This window comes from Streptomyces sp. NBC_00259 (assembly GCF_036181745.1).
In the GTDB taxonomy this organism is placed as follows: Bacteria; Actinomycetota; Actinomycetes; order Streptomycetales; family Streptomycetaceae; genus Streptomyces; species Streptomyces pratisoli.
In genome coordinates this window covers 5,241,506-5,257,623 of the sequence record NZ_CP108080.1, presented here as the reverse complement: position 1 = coordinate 5,257,623, position 16,118 = coordinate 5,241,506, and the positions used below count along the sequence as shown (strand labels likewise).

Annotated in this window: 17 protein-coding genes and 2 pseudogenes; 5 read left to right on the top strand and 14 right to left on the bottom strand. The window is 70.0% G+C overall.

Annotated features, from left to right (window positions below):
* Positions 1-37: 37 nt before the first annotated feature.
* The 7 genes from OG766_RS23970 to OG766_RS23940 form a co-directional block, all read right to left on the bottom strand.
* A complete protein-coding gene (locus tag OG766_RS23970) occupies positions 38-595 on the bottom strand; it encodes a Clp protease N-terminal domain-containing protein (protein WP_328726171.1) in 558 nt (185 codons plus the stop codon).
* Complete coding sequence (locus OG766_RS23965) at positions 595-804, bottom strand: helix-turn-helix domain-containing protein (RefSeq protein WP_018571396.1); 210 nt, start codon at positions 802-804, stop codon at positions 595-597. The genes OG766_RS23970 and OG766_RS23965 overlap by 1 nt, the downstream gene beginning before the upstream one ends.
* 32 nt (positions 805-836) lie before the next feature.
* Entirely contained in the window at positions 837-2,183 is a 1,347-nt protein-coding gene (locus OG766_RS23960; RefSeq protein ID WP_328726170.1) for a cellulase family glycosylhydrolase, read from the bottom strand.
* 65 nt (positions 2,184-2,248) lie between these two features.
* Positions 2,249-3,214 (bottom strand): zinc-binding dehydrogenase, encoded by a 966-nt coding sequence (locus tag OG766_RS23955; protein WP_328726169.1) that lies wholly within the window; start codon positions 3,212-3,214, stop codon positions 2,249-2,251.
* Positions 3,215-3,310: 96 nt separating this feature from the next.
* On the bottom strand, positions 3,311-4,876 hold the full coding sequence (locus OG766_RS23950; RefSeq protein ID WP_328726168.1) for an alkaline phosphatase D family protein: 1,566 nt from the start codon (positions 4,874-4,876) through the stop codon (positions 3,311-3,313).
* Entirely contained in the window at positions 4,873-5,463 is a 591-nt protein-coding gene (locus OG766_RS23945; protein WP_266382922.1) for a phosphoesterase, read from the bottom strand. Before OG766_RS23945 ends, OG766_RS23950 begins: the two co-directional genes overlap by 4 nt.
* Positions 5,464-5,770: 307 nt before the next feature.
* Entirely contained in the window at positions 5,771-6,991 is a 1,221-nt protein-coding gene (locus OG766_RS23940) for an NAD(P)-dependent malic enzyme (protein ID WP_266382920.1), read from the bottom strand.
* 552 nt (positions 6,992-7,543) lie between these two features.
* Here OG766_RS23940 and OG766_RS23935 point away from each other — a divergent pair.
* Genes OG766_RS23935 through OG766_RS23925 form a run of 3 tightly spaced genes read left to right on the top strand, consistent with a single transcriptional unit; the run spans position 7,544 to position 10,267 of the window.
* Positions 7,544-8,515 (top strand): ABC transporter substrate-binding protein, encoded by a 972-nt coding sequence (locus OG766_RS23935; protein WP_328726167.1) that lies wholly within the window; start codon positions 7,544-7,546, stop codon positions 8,513-8,515.
* 49 nt (positions 8,516-8,564) lie between these two features.
* Positions 8,565-9,509 (top strand): amino acid ABC transporter permease, encoded by a 945-nt coding sequence (locus tag OG766_RS23930; RefSeq protein ID WP_328726166.1) that lies wholly within the window; start codon positions 8,565-8,567, stop codon positions 9,507-9,509.
* Entirely contained in the window at positions 9,506-10,267 is a 762-nt protein-coding gene (locus OG766_RS23925; protein ID WP_323137264.1) for an amino acid ABC transporter ATP-binding protein, read from the top strand. Before OG766_RS23930 ends, OG766_RS23925 begins: the two co-directional genes overlap by 4 nt.
* A gap of 78 nt (positions 10,268-10,345) precedes the next feature.
* Here OG766_RS23925 and OG766_RS23920 read toward each other — a convergent pair whose 3' ends face one another.
* Complete coding sequence (locus OG766_RS23920; RefSeq protein WP_328726165.1) at positions 10,346-11,113, bottom strand: class I SAM-dependent methyltransferase; 768 nt, start codon at positions 11,111-11,113, stop codon at positions 10,346-10,348.
* Positions 11,114-11,204: 91 nt separating this feature from the next.
* Here OG766_RS23920 and OG766_RS23915 point away from each other — a divergent pair, with 91 nt between their 5' ends.
* Positions 11,205-11,834 carry a CGNR zinc finger domain-containing protein gene (locus tag OG766_RS23915; protein ID WP_266382906.1) on the top strand — a complete coding sequence of 210 codons (630 nt, stop codon included), beginning with the start codon at positions 11,205-11,207 and terminating at the stop codon, positions 11,832-11,834.
* On the opposite strand, the gene sodX is transcribed toward OG766_RS23915, so the two are convergent.
* Complete coding sequence (gene sodX, locus OG766_RS23910; RefSeq protein WP_266382903.1) at positions 11,738-12,157, bottom strand: nickel-type superoxide dismutase maturation protease; 420 nt, start codon at positions 12,155-12,157, stop codon at positions 11,738-11,740. The two genes, OG766_RS23915 and sodX, sit on opposite strands and share 97 nt — an antisense overlap.
* Positions 12,158-12,307: 150 nt before the next feature.
* Here sodX and sodN point away from each other — a divergent pair, with 150 nt between their 5' ends.
* A complete protein-coding gene (sodN, locus tag OG766_RS23905; RefSeq protein ID WP_266382899.1) occupies positions 12,308-12,703 on the top strand; it encodes a superoxide dismutase, Ni in 396 nt (131 codons plus the stop codon).
* A 7-nt stretch (positions 12,704-12,710) separates the two neighbouring features.
* Here sodN and OG766_RS23900 read toward each other — a convergent pair.
* From OG766_RS23900 to OG766_RS23880, 5 genes and pseudogenes are all read right to left on the bottom strand, one after another.
* Positions 12,711-13,527: pseudogene (locus tag OG766_RS23900) on the bottom strand (tyrosine-type recombinase/integrase); the annotation flags it as partial.
* Positions 13,528-13,591: 64 nt separating this feature from the next.
* Positions 13,592-13,699 (bottom strand): annotated as a pseudogene (locus tag OG766_RS23895) (rhodanese-like domain-containing protein); the annotation flags it as partial.
* 25 nt (positions 13,700-13,724) lie between these two features.
* Complete coding sequence (locus OG766_RS23890; RefSeq protein WP_328727521.1) at positions 13,725-13,973, bottom strand: DUF6153 family protein; 249 nt, start codon at positions 13,971-13,973, stop codon at positions 13,725-13,727.
* 375 nt (positions 13,974-14,348) lie between these two features.
* On the bottom strand, positions 14,349-15,806 hold the full coding sequence (locus OG766_RS23885) for a multicopper oxidase family protein (protein ID WP_328726164.1): 1,458 nt from the start codon (positions 15,804-15,806) through the stop codon (positions 14,349-14,351).
* Positions 15,803-16,036: an SHOCT domain-containing protein gene (locus tag OG766_RS23880; RefSeq protein WP_328726163.1), complete on the bottom strand. Its 234-nt coding sequence runs from the start codon at positions 16,034-16,036 to the stop codon at positions 15,803-15,805. Before OG766_RS23880 ends, OG766_RS23885 begins: the two co-directional genes overlap by 4 nt.
* Positions 16,037-16,118 lie beyond the last annotated feature (82 nt).

The following is a 16,118-nucleotide window of genomic DNA, read 5'->3' as shown; positions in this document are numbered from 1 at the left end:
AAGTCACCCGCGCCCCGCCAAAGGCGCAGCCACACCCCTACCGCGGGAACATCGCCCGTTCCAGCGTCTCGTACGTCGCGCCGTGCTCAGCAAGGACCTCCGCCACCACCCCCGGCCGGACCGCGAGGGCCAGCAGGATGTGCTCGTCGCCGATGGTGCGTTCGCTGCGGCCCACCGCGATCCGCAGCGAGTTCACCAGCACGTCCTTCGCCTCGCGGGTGAAGGGACGGTGCCCCGACCACCACCCTCTGCCCCCGGAGGGTGCCTTGCGGCCGCCCACCAGCGCACCCGCGCCGTGCGTCTCCTCGACCCGCGCGACGATCTCCGCGACATCGATCCCGAGCCCCGCGAGGGCCTCGGTGTCCGCCTGGGACAGCCCGGCACGGCGCCGCGCGTCCGCGAGTGCCGACTCGACGGAGGTCCGCCGGTCCGTGACCCCGAGCGCCCGGAAGGCGAAGGACGCCTTCGTGCCCTCCTGGTCCAGCAGGGCGAGCAGCATGTGCTCCTCGGCGGTCGCGGCGGCGCCCGTCCGTTCGGCGTGGCCGACCGCGCCCGTCACGACGGCGCGGGCGCCCGGGCTGAAGCGTTCGAACATCACTGCCTCCCGTATTTCTTGTGCACGGCCTGTCGGCTGACGCCCAGTTCGGCCGCGATCTCCTGCCAGGACCAGCCCTGGTTGCGGGCACTCCTGACCTGGACCGCCTCCAGCTGTTCCAGAAGCCGCCGGAGCGCGGCGACGGCCCGCAGTCCGACGCGCGGATCACGGTCTCCCGCCCGCTCGGCGAGATCGGTTGCTTCGGTCATGACTGTCAACTTACATTGACACGCAGCAGGCGTCAACCACGGTTGACAGTGATGCGGACCCGCGCGCCCGGCCACGCGTACACCCGCTCCCCCACGCGCACCCCGCCGGACACCGTGACCCGCCACGCGGCCCCACCGGAGGGCAGCGACAGCTCCGTGGCGTACGACCCGCGCGCCTCGTACCCGAGCCGGTACACACCACGCACCGGGTCCCAGCTCTCCTCCCGCACCGTCCCCGCGACCGCCCGGGCGTAGGGCGCCGCCGTCTGCTCCTTGTTGGTGCGGAACCGGCCGTCCGCGTCCACCGCGCAGTACCCGCCCCCGTAGCACCACACGTAGCCCGCCCAGCCGGAGCCGTAGCGGGCGAGCGAGGCGAGTGCCTCACGGTAGAAGCGGCCCATGTTCGGCAGGGAGTTGTTGAGCGGACCCCACTCCCCCACCACGACCGGCACCCCGTACTCCCTCGGATACGCCGTGACCGCGGCCTCGTACGACTCGATCCATCCGGCGTCGGGGTCGTAGTCCGCGCCCGCCTCCATCGCCGCGTTGTAGAAGTGCGGGGCGTACACGACCCTGGGGTCCTCGATCCTCCCGAGTCCGGTCGGGACGCCCTCGCCGACGATCGGGGTCGGTTCGACGAAGAGCCAGTTGTCGTCGTCGACGGAACGGACCGCGTCCGCGAGGCGGTTGTACATCGCGGTGAGCTGGTCGCGTTCGATACGCCGGGCGGCCGTGGGAAGGTCCTCGCCCTCGCGGAGTTCGCCCATCGGCTCGTTGATGAGGTCGTAGCCGAGGACCGCCGGATGGTCCTCGAAGCGGCCGGCGAGCACCCGCCACATACGGGCCTGGGCGCGCCGGAGGTCGGGATCCTCGTACAGGTGGGTGAAGGCGCGCTGGACGGCGGGCTCGAAGTACTCGGCGAACCAGTCGTCGGGGTGCGGGGTGAACGGCAGCCCGTCCGTCCGCGTCGCCCACTCCGGCACACCCCGGTGCCCGAACGCGGGGCCGAAGACGTCCTGGTGGGCGTCGATCAGGACCTGGATGCGGTGCTTGTCGGCCCAGTCCAGTACGCGTTCGATCTTACGGAGATACGTCTCGCTGTAGCGGCCGCGGACCGGCTCCAGGTCGTCCCAGAAGACGAGCAGCCGGGCGAAGTCGAAGCCCTGTACGCGCATGTCGCGGAAGTGCCGCTCGGTGATCGCGGACAGGGCCTGCTCACCGCGGTGCGTCTTGTCCTCGACGTTCCAGCCGCGCAGGGTGAGGGTCCGCCCGCGGTCGTCGGCGAGCCGGGGTATGTCCACGGGACGGGGCTGCGCCCGGAGCGGCGCGGCCGCGGCCAGGACGACGGAACAGACGAGGACGGCGAGAAGACGGCGCATGGGCGACCTCCGGCACGGCGCGAACGGGTAGTGCCGGAGATCCCATCAACAGATCTGACGAACCATCAAGAGTTGGTCAGGACAATCTTCCCGAACAGCTCGCCGGACGCCATCCTCTCGAAGCCCTCCCGGGCGCGGTCCAGCGGCAGCACCTCGTCGATCACGGGCCGCACGCCGGTCGCCGCACAGAAGGAGAGCAGGTCCTCCAGCTCGTCCTTCGTTCCCATCGTCGAGCCGACGATCTTCAGCTCCAGGAAGAAGATCCTGGTCAGCTCGGCGTGCGAGGGGCGGTCGCCGCTGGTCGCACCGGAGATCACCAGGGTGCCGCCGGGGCGCAGCGACTTGACCGAATGTGACCAGGTCGCGGCGCCGACGGTCTCGATGACCGCGTCCACGCGCTGCGGCAGCCGGGCGCCCGGCTCGAACGCGTCCACCGCGCCCAGCTCGACGGCCCGCTTCCGCTTGGCCTCGTCGCGGCTCGTCGCGTAGACGCGCAGCCCCGCCGCCTTTCCGAGGACGATCGCGGCGGTCGCGACACCGCCTCCGGCGCCCTGGACGAGCACCGAGTCGCCGGGCCGTACGCCCGCGTTGGTGAAGAGCATGCGGTAGGCGGTGAGCCAGGCGGTCGGGAGGCACGCGGCCTCCTCGAAGGAGAGTTCCGCGGGCTTGGGCAGCACGTTCCAGGACGGGACGGAGACCTGCTCGGCGAAGGTGCCCTGGTACTTCTCGGTGAGGATGGAGCGGGGCTCGCCCGGCCCGACGCCGTGGCCGGTCTGGCCGATGACCGAATGGAGCACCACCTCGTTCCCGTCCGCGTCGATGCCGGCGGCGTCGCAGCCGAGGATCATCGGGAGTTTGTCCTCGGACAGGCCCACCCCGCGCAGCGACCACAGGTCGTGGTGGTTGAGGGAGGCGGCCTTGACGGTGACGGTGGTCCAGCCGGGACGGGCCTCGGGAGCCGGGCGTTCGCCCAGTTCGAGGCCGTTCAGGGGCTGGTCGCGGTCGATGCGGGCGGCGTATGCGGCGAACATGACCTTGACGATAGGCCGGGCCGGTGCGCGGCGGAACCGCGCACCGGTGTGACACGGACCCTGTTTTCCCGGTTTCCCGGGTCGCGTCCGGACGACCTAGTCGCGCCGCCACTGGGCGGGCGAGTTCTTCGTGGCCGGGTCCTCGTACGAACCGGCCCGGCCCCGGTCCACATGGAAGGTGGTCAGCGTCGTGACCGGCGAGGCCGGGTCGCGGCGGTCGGCGATGACCCGCATATGGGCGCTGAAGCGCTGCGGGGTGACCTCGTAGACGTCGTAGCCGTAGCGGTTGCCCTCGAAGTACTTCAGGTGAGGGTTCGCCGCGCCCATGAGGGGGCCGTTGGCGGCGTTCCAGTCCGCGGAGTACGCGCCCGAGGTGACGGAGTGCGCGGTGAACTCCGTGCCGATCACCGGCGAGGACGTGTCCTCGAAGTCGGGACGGATGTCGTCGACGAAGGCCGAGTGCCAGTCGCCGGTGATGACGACGAGGTCCTCCATGCCGCTGCTGTGGACGTGGCCGAGCACTTCCTTGCGCTCGGCGAGGAAGCCGTCCCACTGGTCGGTGAACATGTACGAGCCGCCCGGGCGGCCGCGCAGCTGGCTCAGCATGATCGAGTTGGCCCAGACGTGCCAGGTGTCGGGCGCGCGGTCGATCCCCTGCTTCAGCCACGCCTTCTGGCCGGCGCCCAGGATCGTGCCGTTGGCGAGGTTCTGCGCCGAGCGGTACGAGCGCAGGTCGAGGACCGTGAGCTCCAGCAGGTTCCCCCAGCGGCGGACCCGGTGGATCTCGGGGTCGGGCAGGGCGGAGTTGCCCGCGTCGCGGTGCGGCATGTTCTCGTACCAGGCCTGGTACGCGGCCGCGCGGCGCTGCATGAACGGGGCGTCGCCCCCGGTGCTGGAGTAGTCGTTGGCGACCTCGTGGTCGTCCCAGGTGAGGAACCAGGGGTGGGCGGCGTGGGCCTCGCGCAGGGAGCGGTCGCCCTTGTAGAGGGCGTGGCGGCGGCGGTAGTCGGCGACCGTGAAGATCTCCGCGCTCTCGTGGTCGCGGACGTGGTCGGCGGGGACGCCGCCGACCTGGCCGTGCTCGTAGATGTAGTCGCCGAGGTGGACGACGAAGTCGACGTTCTCGCGGGCGATTCCGCGGTGGGCCGCGTAGAAGCCGTCGTGGAACGCCTGGCAGTTGGCGGCGGCGAAGCGTACGGAGGCGACGTTGCCGACGGGCGCGGTCCTGGTCCGGCCGATGCGGCTGGTCCTGCCGAGGGCCTTGAAGGCGTACCAGTAACGGGTGCCCGCACGGAGCCCGGAGACGGGGACGTGGACGCTGTGGCCGAGGGTGGCGGAGGCCGGAGCCGTGCCGCGGGCGACGACGCGCCGCAGCTGCGGGTCGGTGGCCACGACCCAGTCGACCTCGACGATCTCGGGCAGCCGCTGCTCGGCGGCGAGGGGCTCCGGCGCGAGCCGGGTCCACAGCAGGACGCTGCCGGGCTGGGGGTCGCCGGAGGCGACGCCCAGGGTGAACGGCGCGGGGTCGTAGTCGGCGCCGAGCGCCTCTGCGGCCTCACGGGCCTGGGCGGGCGAGAGTCCGGCGCTCAGCGGCCAGACGAGGTTGAGTGCACCGGCGGCGCCGGCCGCCTTGAGCAGATCACGTCGGTTGAGCTTGGTCATTTCCGTCCCCCGTGAGCCTTCGCCGTGGCGGTCAAGGTGAGCGATATCGCGTCGGCGTAACCGTCGTTGGACGTGCCGCCGCCACTGCGGGTGAAGACGAGCAGGACCCGCGCGGTGCGCGCACCGGGCGGCACCGTCGCGGACGCGGTGCGCTCCACGAGTGCGGTACGGGACAGGCGCTCGGCAGCGGTCACGGGGCCGAGGACGGACAGCGCGACGGGCGTGCCCTTGGCATCGCGGAACTCCACGGACAGCCGCGCGCCGTCCTCCTGCGTCGCGTATCCGCCGAGCCATCCGGCGAGGGTGTAGCGGACCCGGCCGGCGTCGACGGCGGACCGTCCGGTGGCGCCCTTGGCCGGCAGGGCGATGTCCTGGACGAGTGCGGTACGAGGGCTGTTCCCGCCGGAGAAGAACCGGCTGCGCCGGCCGGCCGGTCCGGGGTCGGACGGGGTCGGGTAGCCGCCCCCGAGGCTGTACGCGATGAGGGCGGGCGCGCCTTCGCGTATGTCCCAGCCGGTCACGGCCGTGACCGGCTCGGCGGACCCTCCGGGTCCGCTCTCGGCGTCACCGTTGACTACGAGATTCACTCACGCCTCCTTGTTTGAACTAGGCGTACGCATCCCAGCAGTTGGCGGTGAACCGGAGAGGACGGCCCGGAGAACATCGGCCCGAGTTGTTCATACAACTCTTGGATCAGGGCGGGATGTGGCCGCGGAGCACCGCGAACGCGAGCGGAGCGACGGCGCCGAGACCGAGGAGAACCTCGCTGCATGCGGGCCGCACAGGACCCTCTCCCGCAGGCCGCCGCCCGCGGCGAGGCAGAACGAAGCGGGCCGGGTCCCGCACCCTGTGGGGTGCGGGACCCGGCCCGTTCCGCGCGTACCTACGACCGCGTCAGCGGCGCGCCACACCCTCGGCCCGCGCGGCGGCGGCGACGGCCGCGGTGACCGCGGGAGCGACTCGCTCGTCGAACGGCGAGGGGATCACGTAGTCCGCGGCGAGCGCGTCGCCCACCACGTCCGCCAGCGCGTTCGCCGCGGCGATCTTCATGCCCTCGGTGATCCGGGACGCCCGGACCTGCAGGGCGCCCGCGAAGATGCCCGGGAAGGCGAGCACGTTGTTGATCTGGTTCGGGTAGTCGCTGCGGCCCGTCGCCACGACCGCGGCGTACTTGTGCGCCACGTCCGGGTGGACCTCGGGGTTCGGGTTGGCCATCGCGAAGACGAAGGCACCCGGCGCCATCGAGGCGACCGCCGGCTCCGGCACCGTACCGCCGGAGACGCCGATGAAGACGTCCGCGCCGGAGAGCGCGCTCTCCAGCGAGCCGGAGAGCCCGGCCCGGTTCGTGATCTCGGCGAGCTCCCGCTTGACCGGGGTGAGGTCCTCCCGGTCGCGGCTCACGATGCCCTTGCGGTCGGCGACCGCGACATCGCCGAGGCCCGCCTCCAGGAGGAACTTCGCGATGGCGACACCGGCCGCGCCCGCGCCCGAGATGACGGCGCGCAGGTCACCGAGACCCCGGCCGGTCAGCTTCGCCGCGTTGCGCAGGGCCGCGAGGGTGACGACGGCCGTGCCGTGCTGGTCGTCGTGGAAGACCGGGATGTCGAGCCGCTCCTGGAGCTTGCGCTCGATCTCGAAGCACCGCGGCGCCGAGATGTCCTCCAGGTTGACCCCGCCGAAGGACGGGGCGAGCCGCACGACGGTCTCCACGATCTCGTCGGCGTCCGTGGTCGCGAGCGCGATCGGCACCGCGTCCACGCCGCCGAACTGCTTGAACAGGATCGCTTTGCCCTCCATCACGGGGAGGGAGGCCTCAGGGCCGATGTCGCCGAGGCCGAGCACCGCGGTCCCGTCGGTCACGACGGCGACCACCTGCGACTTCCAGGTGTAGTCGTGGACGAGCTCGGGCTGCTCGGCGATTGCGGTGCAAACCTTGGCGACGCCGGGCGTGTACGCGAGGGACAGGTCGTCCTTGTTCCGCACCGGCACGGTGGCCTGGATGGCCATCTTGCCGCCGCGGTGCAGCGCGAAGGCCGGATCGAAGGGCTCCCCGGACTCCCCGGGTGCACTCTCCGTACCGCCGTCGCTACGAGGATTGACGATCTCCGCTGCCATGTCGATTTGACCCCTTAAGTCTTCATCAGTTGAGGGTGGCCACTCCTGGTTGAGGAGGGGTGGGCGGGCACCGCGTCCGTTCCCTGTCCTGGGCGGTTGGCCCGCCCGTCAGGGGTGGTACGTACGCGCGGGCGCGCCGCACAACGCGCCCTGAGCCCCGGATGAGGGGTGTAAGGATCCTTCTTACCGGACGGACCGCACCGCCGACGAGTCCATAGTCCGCTCGGTGACCATGCGGTGACAGGATTCATACCGGCATATGCTGACACGCCGGGAACAGCTGGTTGAAAGCACCATGAATACCGTCCGTATGCCAAGACGAACCGGAGATCTTCCGGCCAGAAGCAGGAAACGCTGCAGATGCTGCAGCGGGTCCGGCCCTGATGTACCGGCCTGTCGCACTTCGGGGGTCACCCGTTATCCGATTTTGACATGCGGAGGCCACTGAATGGGCTAGTCCGAATGGCAAGATGCCGGAAACACACAAGGTCGACACTCGAAGACGAGCTCGACCGCCTGGCAACTCCACCACACTGCCGGAGGACCACGATCATGACCGCACGCACCACTCGTCGCACGACCGCAGCCAGGTCCCGAATCGCCGCGGTCGGCGCGATGGCGGTCGCCGGCACCCTGGTGCTCACCGCCTGCGGTGACCAGACGAACTCGGGCTCGGGCACCAAGGAGACGGGCGGCACCGCCACCGCCGCCGCTCCGCTGGCGGACAAGCTCCCGCAGTCGATCCGCGACAAGGGTGTCATCAAGGTCGGCTCGGACATCGCCTACCCGCCGGTCGAGTTCAAGGACGGCTCCGGCAAGGTCGTCGGCATCGACCCGGACATCGCCGACGCGATGGGCAAGCAGCTCGGGGTGAAGTTCGAGTTCGAGAACGGCACCTTCGACACCCTCATCACGGGTCTGCGCTCCAAGCGCTACGACCTCGCCATGTCGGCCATGACGGACACCAAGGACCGCCAGGAGGGTGTGGACTCCGAGACCGGCAAGAAGGTCGGCGAGGGCGTCGACTTCGTCGACTACTTCACCGCCGGTGTCTCCATCTACACCAAGAAGGGTGACGACAAGGGCATCAAGACCTGGGCCGACCTGTGCGGCAAGAAGATCGTCGTGCAGCGCGGCACGGTCTCCGAGGACCTCGCCAAGGCCGAGAACGCCAAGTGCCTGAAGGCCAAGAAGGGCAAGATCACGATCGAGGCCTTCGACAACGACCAGCAGGCCCAGACCCGTCTGCGTGCGGGCGGCGCGGACGCCGGCTCCTCGGACTTCCCCGTCGCGGCCTACGCCGTGAAGACCTCCGGCGGCGGCAAGGACTTCCAGATCGTGGGCGAGCAGGTCGAGGCCGCGCCGTACGGCATCGCGGTGGCGAAGACCAACACCCAGCTGCGTGACGCCATCCAGGCCGCGCTCGACGCCATCATCAAGAACGGCGAGTACGAGAAGATCATCGCCAAGTGGGGCGTCCAGGCCGGCGCGGTGACCGAGGCCAAGACCAACGGCGGTTCCTGACCCCCCGGTCGGAACCTGACCTCGGCACTGAAGCACTGAAAGGCTCCACGTGACTGTCGACATCGAAAAGACGGGTCCGGAGGACACACCACCCACGCCGAAGGCCGGACCGGAAGCCATCACGGCTGTTCCGGTGCGGCACTACGGCCGGTATGTCACCGCCGTCGTCGCGATCGCGCTGTTCGTCGCGATCGTCTACGCCTTCTCCCAGGGCAAGATCAACTGGGGCGCGGTCCCCGACTACTTCTTCGACCCGCGCATCCTCGACGGCGTCGGCCAGACCCTGATCCTGACCGTCCTGTCGATGGCGATCGGCATCATCGGCGGCATCCTCCTCGCCGTGATGCGCCTGTCGAACAACCCGGTCACCTCCTCCATCGCCTGGTTCTACATCTGGTTCTTCCGCGGCACCCCGGTCCTGGTCCAGCTCGTCGTCTGGTTCAACCTCGGCCTCGTCTTCGAGTTCATCAACCTCGGCCCGTTCTACAAGGACGAATGGTCCGACTTCATGACCCCGTTCCTCACCGCACTGCTGGGACTGGGACTCAACGAAGCCGCCTACATGGCCGAGATCTGCCGCGCCGGCCTCCTCGCCGTCGACGAAGGCCAGACCGAGGCCTCCCACGCCCTGGGCATGAGCCAGGGCAAGACCCTGCGCCGCATCGTCATCCCCCAGGCCATGCGCGTCATCGTGCCCCCCACGGGCAACGAAGTCATCAACATGCTCAAGACCACCTCCCTGGTCGCCGTCGTCCAGTTCTCCGAACTCTTCCGCCAGGCCCAGGACATCGGCCAGACCTCCGGCGCACCCGTCGAGATGCTCTTCCTCGCCGCCGCCTGGTACCTGATCATGACCTCGGTCCTCAGCGTCGGCCAGTACTACCTCGAACGCCACTACGCCCGCGGCTCCAGCCGCAGCCTGCCGCCCACCCCCCTGCAGAAGATCAAGGCCACCCTCTTCACGGTGCGCCGCCCGAAGGGAGCCGCGGCATGACCGCCATGGTGAAGGCCGAAGGCGTCCACAAGTCCTTCGGCCACATCGAAGTCCTCAAGGGCATCGACCTCGAAGTCGCCCCCCGCGAGGTGTTCTGCCTCATCGGCCCCTCCGGCTCCGGCAAGTCCACCTTCCTGCGCTGCATCAACCACCTCGAGAAGATCAACGCGGGCCGGCTCTACGTCGACGGCGAACTCGTCGGCTACCGCCAAAAGGGCGACAAGCTCTACGAGCTCAAGGACAGCGAGGTCGCCCTCAAACGCCGCGACATCGGCATGGTCTTCCAGCGCTTCAACCTCTTCCCCCACATGACCGCCCTCGAGAACGTCATGGAAGCCCCCATCCAGGTCAAGGGCGAGACCAAGGCCGTCGCCCGCGAACGCGCAGCCAAACTCCTGGACCGCGTCGGCCTCGCCGACCGCGCCCAGAACTACCCCTCCCAGCTCTCCGGAGGCCAGCAGCAACGCGTCGCCATCGCCCGCGCCCTCGCGATGGAACCCAAACTGATGCTCTTCGACGAGCCCACCTCCGCCCTCGACCCCGAACTCGTCGGCGACGTCCTCGACGTCATGCGCGGCCTCGCCGAAGACGGCATGACCATGGTCGTCGTCACCCACGAGATGGGCTTCGCCCGCGAAGTCGGCGACTCCCTCGTCTTCATGGACGGCGGCGTCGTCGTCGAATCCGGCAACCCCCGCGACGTCCTCACCAACCCCCAGCACGACCGCACCAAAGCCTTCCTCTCCAAGGTGCTGTAACGCTCGGTGGACCGTCGTACCGAACGCCGGAGGCGGCAGGGAATGCCCTGCCGCCTCCGGCGTTCGTCCTTCGTCCGGTCACTTCAGGGCGAGCACCAGCGCGTCCGAGGGAGAGGCCCATACGGGGCGGGCCTCGGCGAAGCCGGCGGCGCGCAGGGTCTCGGTATGCCAGCGGGCGGACGGGGTGTCGCCGTCGGCGTGCTCGCCGTAGATCTCGAAGCGGCGGGCGGTGGGCTCGGCGAGCACGGGGTCCTTGGCCGCCAGGGCCCACCAGTCGGCCCAGTCGAGCGCTCCGGCCGCCTTGGCGGCGTCCATCCCGGTGTGGCGGTGGGCGCGCTCGGCGGCGTTGATCCGGGGAGTGGTGTCGTCCTTCATGTGGTCGGCGTTCATGAAGACGCCGCCGTCCACGACGAGACCGGCGATCTGCCCGTAGAGCGTGGCCAGCGGTTCGCTGTGCAGCCAGTGCAGCGCGGTCGCGGTGAGGACGGCGTCGTACGGGCCGGACGGCAGGGCCTCGGTCCACCCCGGGTCCTTGAGGTCGGCGGTGACGAAGGTGACGCGCTCGTCCCCGGCGAAGTACCCCTCGGCGATGGCCAGCAGGGCGGGGTCGAGATCGACCCCGACGCTCCGCGCTCCGGGGAACCGCTTGAGCAGCCTGTCCGTGATACTTCCCGTACCGCACGCGAGATCCAGGATCCTCGGCTCGGGGCCGGCGAAGGCCTCGACCATGTCCAGCATCACCCCGAACCGCTCCTCGCGGTCGGGCATGTACCACTCCTGCTGGCGGTCCCAGCTCTCCTGCCAGGCGCGCCAGTCGGTGCCGGTCGTCGCCGTGGTCTCCGCCATCCGAACCTCCCCTATCCGTAATACCCTCGAAGTCACAGCATCTGTTACTTCGCCCATCGCCGACACTAGACCTCATCCGTAAGGACTACAAGTGGAACTGGCCTCTTACTCGGACTACGCCGTGCGCCTGGTCAACACCGAGGAGCCGGCGCGCGGCAAGGACACGCTCACGTCGGTCGAGGCCGTCCGCGAGCTCTTCGGCGCCTCCTCCCAGATGGCGCGCCGCGCGACCGACGCGGACGTCACCCGGTTCCGCTCCGTACGGGGCAGGCTGCGCGCGGTCTTCACCGCGGCGGACTCCGGCGACCCGACCCAGGCCGTCGACCTGCTCAATTCCCTGCTGCTCGAGTTCCCGGTCAGCCCGCAGATCTCCGGCCACGACTACCTCGACGAGGAGGGCCGGCCGCGCTGGCACATGCACCTCGCCGACCACCCGTCGAACGCGACCGCCGGATACGCCGCGACCGCCGCGATGGGGCTCGCCTTCCACCTCACGGAGTACGGCGTCGACCGCCTGGGCCTCTGCCAGGCCGCACCCTGCCGCAACGCCTACCTGGACACGTCCACCAACCGCTCGCGCCGCTACTGCTCCGACCGCTGCGCCACCCGCGCCAACGTCGCCGCCTACCGCGCCCGCAAGCGCCTGGAGACCGAGCGGTCCGACAGCACGGGCCGTACCGCGGAGACCGCCCAGGCCAGCACTCCCGTCACCGAGGCCTGACCTCGCGGGCGCGGCCGGTACCGCGCCCGTACCCGCCCCAGCAGCAGCTCCTCGGGGACCGCGCCGAAGACCCGGCTGTCCCCCTCGGCGTGCGGGTTGTCCCCCAGCACCCACCAGCCGCCCTCGCGCCGCTCCACCAGCCGCTTCACGATCAGCAGGTCCTGCTGCAGCGGATGCCGCAGTACGGCCACGTCCCCGGGCCCGACCCCGGCCCCGTAGTGCACGAGCAGCTGGTCACCGTGCGCCAGCGTCGGATACATGGAGGGCCCGGTCACCTCCGCGATCCCGAAGAGCGCCCTCGGCTCCCGCCCCTGCTCCGTCATCGGCCACCTCCGGGTCCTTCGGTGCGTTCGGCCACCGGTCCCATACTCGCCCTGGACTTTTGTCCTAAGCCCATGGGGGCACTCGCGAAATCGAGTCACTCACGGAGTAATGTCCCACCTGAGAAGACGATCACGAGGAAGGACAGCTCAATGCTCTCCCGCCTGTTTGCCCCCAAGGTGAAGGTCAGCGCACACTGCGACCTCCCCTGTGGCGTGTACGACCCGGCCCAGGCCCGTATCGAGGCCGAGTCGGTCAAGGCCGTCCAGGAGAAGATGGCCGCGAACGACGACCCGCACTTCCAGGCCCGCGCCATTGTGATCAAGGAGCAGCGCGCGGAGCTCGCCAAGCACCATGTGTCGGTCCTCTGGAGCGACTACTTCAAGCCCCCGCACTTCGAGAAGTACCCCGAGCTGCACCAGCTGGTCAACGAGACCCTGAAGGCGCTCTCGGCGGCCAAGGCGTCGACCGACCCGAAGACGGGCGAGAAGGCGCTGGAGCTCATCGCCGAGATCGACCGCATCTTCTGGGAGACCAAGAAGGCTTGATCTCAGCCTAGGCCGCCTGACCTGCACTTTCGCTGGCGTGGCTACCTACCTGTCCGCACCCGGTCCGCAGGCCGCCGAGCACGGCGTCCATGACGGCCCGGGTGCGGTCTTCTTCCCCAGGCCACAGGTGCGCGTAGATCCGCAGCGTGATGACGGCGGACGCGTGCCCGAGGACCAGCTGCACCTGCTTGACGCTCGCGCCACCGGCGATGAGCGCGGAGGCGTAGAAGTGCCGCAGGTCGTGGGTGACCATGTGCGGCAGCTCGACGGCCTTACGGCTCTCGCGCTCTGCGGCCTCGTTCTCGGCCGCTTGGAGTGCCCTACGGGCGCAGTTCCACTCGGTCTTCCACCGCCGGTAGTTGAGCGGCTCCCCCTCATCCATCGTGAACAGCCACTCCCTTGAGGGGCGTGCGCGAGGTGTGCGAGGAGTGCGTCGGTGACAACCTCGCCGACCGGGACCGTGCGCCGGACTTGGTGGTCTTCGGCGGGCCGATCTTCCCGGACTGGAGGCGCTGGCGCTCGACGCGGATGGTGCCAGCCTTGAAGTCGATGTCGGGCACCTTCAGGCCGAGCAGTTCGCCGATGCGCAGCCCTGATCCGGCGAGGGTGACGACAGCCGCTCGGATGTACTGCGGCATCACCCGAGCCATCGCCTCGACATGCTCGACCGTGGGTGGGGTGACCTCCTCGTCCGGCATGGCCGGGAGGGTGATCCTGCGGCACGGGCTGGAGGCGATGACTTTGTCGTCTACAGCCGCCGTCATGACGCGCACGAGGACGTCGTAGACGTTCCGCACGCTGCCGGGGCCGAGCTGGTCGGACAGGTGCTCCTGCCGCCGCCGAGGTTCGTCGTGGCACCGCCAGCGGTCCCTCGCGGTGGTGGTGGTATCAGGCGGTCAGGCTGGCGATGGTGTCGTCCAGGTCGGTGTCCTTGGGCTGGTTGTGGGGGAGTTTGGCGAGGATCTTGGCCATGCCGCAGGTGTCGGTGAGGGCGGAGCATCAGGGTGCCGAGCGGGCCGCTCTATATCCGCAGAAGCTGCAGCTCGGAGAGGTCGGGCGGGGCCCGCCCGTCGGGCGAGTCTCGGGCCGCCGCAGCCGTCGAAGAGGCAGGAGGCGCGTCCAGCACCGCGCTAACCAGTGCGGGCGGAGTGTAGGCCGAACCCGTACCAGCGGCTGCGCACGTCGCGTCTGCATGATCGAGATGACCCGCTCCGCCGGCCGCGTGCGCGCATCCCCCATCCGCGTGCGGCAAGCTGTCCGCCGCGGCCATCACCATCTGGTGGCCGCCCCTGCCTGGGCCGTCGGCAGAGCGCCGGGCGCGGTCACGGGCCCATCGTAGAGGGCAACGCCCACCGGGCAGCGGCCAGGCACTCGACCTTAAGGAAGACACCGCCCGGGCCCTGGCCGACGATCTCCGCCCAACTCCACGAGGCCGAACTGCGTCTGGAACACCTCGCCATCACCCGCACGACCATCACCGGCCTCGCTGACCGAGTCCCGGCCCAGAGCGCCGACCCAGCAGGACGTCGGGAATCGTGGATTGTTTGATGGGTCGGGGGCTGCTGGCGGTAACTTCAAGCGGGCTGGCTGAGGATGCGGCAGATGCCGGCATCGCGGCAGGAAGCCGGGTCGGTAGGGCAGCCCGTCAGCGATGGACGTTGATGGTGGCCATCATGCCGAGGTCCTCGTGGTCGAGAATGTGGCAGTGGTAGACGCTGCGGCCGGGGTAGTCCGTGAACGGGATACGCAGCCGTACCCAGCCCCGTGCGGGCACGAGCACAACATCCTGGCGCAGCCCGATGGGGGGTACACCGGTGCTGGTTGTCAGCACCTGAAACGGCCAGACGTGCAGATGGAACGGATGATCCATGGGACTGGTGTTGACCACGGTCCACTCCTCGACGGTGTCGAGCGGGACGGTCTGGTCGTCACGGTCCGGGTCGAACGTGCGCCCGTCGATGGTGAACATCCCCGTGCCCGTGTCGCCCATCATGCCCATGCCCATGGCGAAGGTGAGCCGACGCTGACCGGCCACCCGGCCTTGCAGGGCGGGCGGGGCCGGTAGCGCGCCTGGCAGCGGCGGCGGTGTCGCGGCCGGTCCGGAGGCTTCCAGGGTGGCCAGGGTGACCGGACCGGACGTGGGCTGACCGCCGCCCATCATGCCAATACTGCCCCGGTCGTACGGGTCGGCAACCAGTGTGTACCGGCCGCCGCGGACGGGGCGCACCAGCAGGTCGGCCCGGTTGCCCGGGGCCAGCACCACCTGGTCCCGCTCGGCCGGGGCCGGCAGGAACGTCCCATCCAGGGCGAGCTGGGTCAGCCGGTGACCCTCCAGCCTCAGCGCGAGCACCCGGGAGACACAGCCGTTGATGACCCGCCACCGCTGCGCATCGCCGGGTGCGGCAGTGATGACGGGTTGGTGCTGGCCGTTGACCAGCACCAGGTCGCCTTCGCGGCCCATCATCCTGGCCATCATGTTCGGCGCGGCGACCCGGCCGGCCCCGTCCATGGTGGTGTCGGTGACCAGCAGGGCCAGGTCGTCGGTCACCGGCAGATCCGGGCCCGGTCCGCCGTCGACCAGCAGCGCCCCGGCCAGGCCAGCGAAGATCTGGTCGGCGACGGTGCCGTGGTGATGCGGGTGGTACCAGAACGTGCCGGGCGGGTGGTCGGCCGGGATACGGTGCGCGTAGTCGAAGCTGCCGCCGGGGTCGACGGTGACGAACGGGTTGTCGCCGTTGCCGCGCGGGGACACGTGCAGGCCGTGGGTGTGCAGGTTGGTCGGCTGGTCAAGGTGGTTGACCAGCCGCACTCGCAGCAGGTCCCCAGGCCGTACCCGCAGGGTTGGCCCCGGGCAGGTGCCGTTGTACCCCCATGCCAGGGTGTCCCGCCCGGCCAGGCGCACCCCGGGAGCGGCGGTCAGCGACACATTCAGGACCCCGTCGCGACTGGCCAGCACCGGCGGCTGGGCCAGGTCCTGGCCCGAGGCGCCCCTGCTCGGGGCGCCCAGACCGGTGACCCAGCCGGCCGCGCCGGCGGCGACGCTGGCCGTGCCCAGTCCGATCAGACCCAAGGCCCGGCGTCGGCTGATCGGCGCGCCGGTCACCGCAGCACCCTCCACCGGTGCTGGTACTCCCGCTTGTCGATTTCCCCGCGGGCGTAGCGCTCATCGAGGATCCGTCGCGCCACCGAACCCGAACCGGACCCGTGGGCAGTTCCTCGGCCGTTTCGCGCCAGCCGCAATACGGCGTAGCCGATGATCAGCAGACCGGCCACGACTAGCACCGGCCATACCCACATCCAGCCGATCGCCTGCCCATCCATCTTCGCAATCACGTTTCCTGAGACAGATCCCTTGAACCAACCTAGCTCGGCTCGTCGCGACATGCCCGCCGCGCCAGGTTTACTGCCAGGATCT

What these genes read in the sequence shown, in the direction of transcription:
- OG766_RS23920 (WP_328726165.1), bottom strand. Translation starts at nt 11,113, where the DNA reads ATGGCGGAGACCACGGCGACGACCGGCACCGACTGGCGCGCCTGGCAG.
- sodN (WP_266382899.1), top strand. Translation starts at nt 12,308, where the DNA reads ATGCTCTCCCGCCTGTTTGCCCCCAAGGTGAAGGTCAGCGCACACTGC.
- OG766_RS23935 (WP_328726167.1), top strand. Translation starts at nt 7,544, where the DNA reads ATGACCGCACGCACCACTCGTCGCACGACCGCAGCCAGGTCCCGAATC.
- OG766_RS23960 (WP_328726170.1), bottom strand. Translation starts at nt 2,183, where the DNA reads ATGCGCCGTCTTCTCGCCGTCCTCGTCTGTTCCGTCGTCCTGGCCGCG.
- OG766_RS23940 (WP_266382920.1), bottom strand. Translation starts at nt 6,991, where the DNA reads ATGGCAGCGGAGATCGTCAATCCTCGTAGCGACGGCGGTACGGAGAGT.
- OG766_RS23925 (WP_323137264.1), top strand. Translation starts at nt 9,506, where the DNA reads ATGACCGCCATGGTGAAGGCCGAAGGCGTCCACAAGTCCTTCGGCCAC.
- sodX (WP_266382903.1), bottom strand. Translation starts at nt 12,157, where the DNA reads ATGACGGAGCAGGGGCGGGAGCCGAGGGCGCTCTTCGGGATCGCGGAG.
- OG766_RS23890 (WP_328727521.1), bottom strand. Translation starts at nt 13,973, where the DNA reads ATGGCCGCGGCGGACAGCTTGCCGCACGCGGATGGGGGATGCGCGCAC.
- OG766_RS23965 (WP_018571396.1), bottom strand. Translation starts at nt 804, where the DNA reads ATGACCGAAGCAACCGATCTCGCCGAGCGGGCGGGAGACCGTGATCCG.
- OG766_RS23955 (WP_328726169.1), bottom strand. Translation starts at nt 3,214, where the DNA reads ATGTTCGCCGCATACGCCGCCCGCATCGACCGCGACCAGCCCCTGAAC.
- OG766_RS23950 (WP_328726168.1), bottom strand. Translation starts at nt 4,876, where the DNA reads ATGACCAAGCTCAACCGACGTGATCTGCTCAAGGCGGCCGGCGCCGCC.
- OG766_RS23970 (WP_328726171.1), bottom strand. Translation starts at nt 595, where the DNA reads ATGTTCGAACGCTTCAGCCCGGGCGCCCGCGCCGTCGTGACGGGCGCG.